The sequence below is a fragment of the Tabrizicola sp. genome (genome assembly GCF_051645465.1).
GTDB lineage: Bacteria > Pseudomonadota > Alphaproteobacteria > Rhodobacterales > Rhodobacteraceae > Tabrizicola.
On the sequence record NZ_JBOFBI010000372.1, the window covers coordinates 1 to 3,390 of the forward strand.

The following is a 3,390-nucleotide window of genomic DNA, read 5'->3' on the forward strand; positions in this document are numbered from 1 at the left end:
CGGCCTCGGCCGTCGTCGCAACCATCGGCGATGCCAAGCAGTTCAGAACCGGTCGCGACTTCGCGGCCTGGCTGGGGCTGACGCCGCTCAACAAGTCCAGCGGCGGGAAAGACAAACTTGGCCGGATCACGAAGAAAGGTGACAGGTATATCCGGAAACTGCTGGTCGTCGGAATGAGCTCTCGCGCCCTGCTCGCCAAGAAGCACCCCGAACGGGTCGACGTCTGGACCGCCAATATCATCGCCGAAAAGCCGTTCCGTCTGGCAACCACGGCCATGGCGAACAAGGCGGCCCGGATCATCTGGGCGATGCTGACAAAGAAACAGGAATACCGGCAGCCTGCGGCCTGAGATGGCAGATCTGCCACGAGATGCAAGACGCTTGAAGTGATGATGCAAACCAAGTCAACCAAGAGCCAGGACACTCCGGGAATGACAGCGGCCCTCCGAGGTCGTTAAGCCGATTTGGAACCTCGCTCGCGGAACTCATCAGGGCCAGCGGCGGCCACGCCGCCGCATGAATAGGCCGGACACACGACTGTACTGACGACCGTCGCAACATCGCCAAAAACCTCTTGCATTGCAGGAGCCATCCACACAGGTCATTCAAGGCGGTCGCTTCAGCCCCTCACACCCGGATCGGATTGGCCTTCGCCAGCCGGTCGAAGGCCATCAGGCTTGCCACCAGCGCGGGCATCTGATCCAGCGGGATCATGTTCGGGCCGTCACTTGGCGCGGTATCCGGGGCCTCGTGCGTTTCGATGAACACCCCGGCGATGCCCACAGATACTGCGCAGCGGGCCATTACCGGGGCGAATTCGCGTTGGCCGCCGGAGCTGCTGCCTTGGCCGCCGGGCTGTTGCACCGAATGGGTGGCGTCCATGATCACCGGATAGCCGGTGCGGGCCATGATCGGCAACGAACGCATGTCGGCAACAAGGGTGTTGTAGCCAAAGCTCGCGCCCCGTTCGGTCAAGAGGATGCGGCTGTTGCCGGTTGAGGCGACCTTTTCGGCGACATTGGCCATGTCCCATGGCGCAAGGAACTGGCCCTTCTTGATGTTCACCACGGCCCCGGTTTCGCCTGCGGCGAGGAGGAGATCGGTCTGGCGACAGAGGAACGCAGGAATCTGGATCACGTCGACCACCGTCGCCGCCTCGCGCGCCTGGGCGATGTCGTGGATGTCGGTCAGGACCGGCAGGCCCATGGCTCGGATGGCCGACAGGACCTGCAGGCCCGCCTCCATCCCCAGCCCCCGGCGGCCTTTCAGCGAGGTGCGGTTGGCCTTGTCGTAGCTGGCCTTGAACACGTATTGCGCCCCGGCCGCCGCACAGGCCTCCGCCATCGCGCCCGCGATCATCTGGGCGTGGTCGAGGCTTTCCAGCTGGCAAGGCCCCGCAATCACCAGAAGCGGGCGGTCGTTGCCGACCGTCAGCGTGCCGATCTTTACATCCGTCATCGTACCCTCAGGCAGAAACCTGTTCCCGCAGGATCGCGGCGGTCATCGAGACCATGAGGTAAATGCCGAGAAGGATCAACATGGCCACGAGCGTATTCTCGAAAGCGCGGGGGTAGGCGGGTTCGTCCGGCGGGGTGGGGCTGACCGACAGCGACAGGTAGCGCACCTGGCGGTTGGCCTCGGTCCGCGCGGTTTCCATGGATTGCAGCGACTGCGCCAGGATCAATTGACGGGTCTGCACATCTGCCTGTGCCATCAGCAGTTCGCCCTGCACCTGCGCCAGGCTTTCCCCACCCACAGGCCCCTCGGTCATCTTGGCGCGCAGGGTGGCGACTTCGCCCTCCAGCGTGGCGATGCGGCGTTTGACCGGTTCCATCCGGGCCTCGTTCGGGTTTTCGTTCGCCTCCATCTGCGCGAGCGACAGGCGTTCCTGCGTCAGCTGCGTCTCCAACCCGGAGATTTGCGAGGTGAGGAGGCCGACCTCGGCCTCGGAGGAGAGAATCTTGAATTTCTCCTGCAATTCGATGAGTTTGCGCTGGGATTCGCGCAGCGCGACCTCGGCCTCTTTGTAGCTGGTCAGCGCGTCCTCCATCTGGTCTTCGCGCAGGCGCTGGGTCAGGTGATCGATCCGTTCTTCGGCATAATCGATCAGTTGTTCGGCCCAGGCGGCGGCGGTGACCGGGTCAGCCGCGACCACCTCCATCCGGACGATGCCTTCTGTCGGGTCGTAGGAGATTTTGACGAATTTCTTGTAGACCTTGTAGGCCTTTTCATGGCTCGCATCGGCGGCCAGCCGCTGCAGCGGGTCGATCCGTTCCTCTTTGAAATGGCTGCGGAAACCCACGTCTTCGTCCAGCCGCATCATCGCGTCGCGCGACTGCAGGTAGCCCTGCACAGCGATGGCGTCCTGCGAAGTGGCCAGCGCCGTGCCGGAAAAGAGACCGCCGAGCGCGCCGCCGCTGGAGGCGGGACCGGCCTGCTGGATCTGGAATTCCGATTTCGTGGCGTAAAGCGGGGTGGCGATCTGGTAGTAGTACCAGCCGGCAAGGAAGGTCGGCAGGAAGACGAAGACGAACATCCGCGCGGCCAGAAGCGCCAGTTTGCGGCGGCGGCGGCGGGCGATGTCCTGGTGCATGCGCAGGATTTCGGCGGCCTGGTTCACCTCGGCCCGCTGCTCGGTCGAGGGGGCGCGGATCGGTTGGGTCTTCTGCGGCAGACGCACGACATCGCCGGGCAGCGCGGTGAGGGCGCGGCTGGTTTCCCGCTCGGCCGGTGGAGTTGCGGGGGTGGCGGTTGGCTGCGCCTCGGTTTCGGAGGTGACCATGTCGACGAACGAGGCGCGGGAGAACGGGTCGATCCCGGCCTGGCGGAGAATGTAGATCGCCTCGTAATCCGATTTGGCGACGACCTTGTGCTTTTCGGCGACCGCGCGGGCCCGGCGCAGCTGCCGTCCGGTCAGCCCTTCGGCGGCGATGGCGGCGATGGCATCCGCCGCCTCATCCTCGGGGGGGCGGGGCAGTTTCACGGCGGTCGCGCTGGCGCGCTGCGGTTCGGGGCGGCGGAAGTCGGCGTCGCCGAAGCCATCCTCCTGATTGTCGAAAAGCGCGCCTTCGCCGGACGGTTCCGGGCGGGGGGCGGGACGTTCCTGCCGGCGGATGTGGAAACGGGTGGCCTTAGGTGTGGTAGTCATAGAGGCTTTTCGCTTCTTCTAGGGTGTCGAACTGGTATAGCTTGCCGTTCTTCAGAACCGCGGCGGCGTTGCAGAACTTTTCCAGCGTCTGCGCGGAATGCGACACGATGACGACGGTCGATTTCTGCAGCCGTTCGCGAAAGATGTTGCCGGCGCGGCGGTTGAAACCGGCGTCGGAGGTGGCGGGCATGCCCTCGTCGATCAGGTAGATGTCGAACTCGATCGCGAGGAGCAGTGAAAAG

The 3,390-nt window shown here is 64.5% G+C and carries 3 protein-coding genes and 1 pseudogene; 1 reads left to right on the forward strand and 3 read right to left on the reverse strand.

Features of this window, described 5'->3' with window-relative positions; translation table 11 throughout:
- Positions 1 to 350: transposase (locus ACRCSW_RS22945; RefSeq protein ID WP_438707968.1), on the forward strand; the 350-nt coding region annotated here is incomplete at its 5' end.
- Between the two features lie 277 nt (positions 351 to 627).
- On the opposite strand, the gene kdsA is transcribed toward ACRCSW_RS22945, so the two are convergent.
- From kdsA to ACRCSW_RS22960, 3 genes and pseudogenes are all read right to left on the reverse strand, one after another.
- Complete coding sequence (kdsA, locus tag ACRCSW_RS22950) at positions 628 to 1,458, reverse strand: 3-deoxy-8-phosphooctulonate synthase (protein ID WP_438707969.1); 831 nt, start codon at positions 1,456 to 1,458, stop codon at positions 628 to 630.
- A gap of 7 nt (positions 1,459 to 1,465) precedes the next feature.
- The gene (locus tag ACRCSW_RS22955) at positions 1,466 to 3,148 is read right to left on the reverse strand and encodes a capsule biosynthesis protein (protein ID WP_438707970.1); all 1,683 of its coding nucleotides are present in this window, start codon (positions 3,146 to 3,148) and stop codon (positions 1,466 to 1,468) included.
- Positions 3,132 to 3,390: pseudogene (locus ACRCSW_RS22960) on the reverse strand (ABC transporter ATP-binding protein); the annotation flags it as partial. The gene ACRCSW_RS22955 and the pseudogene ACRCSW_RS22960, both read right to left, overlap by 17 nt.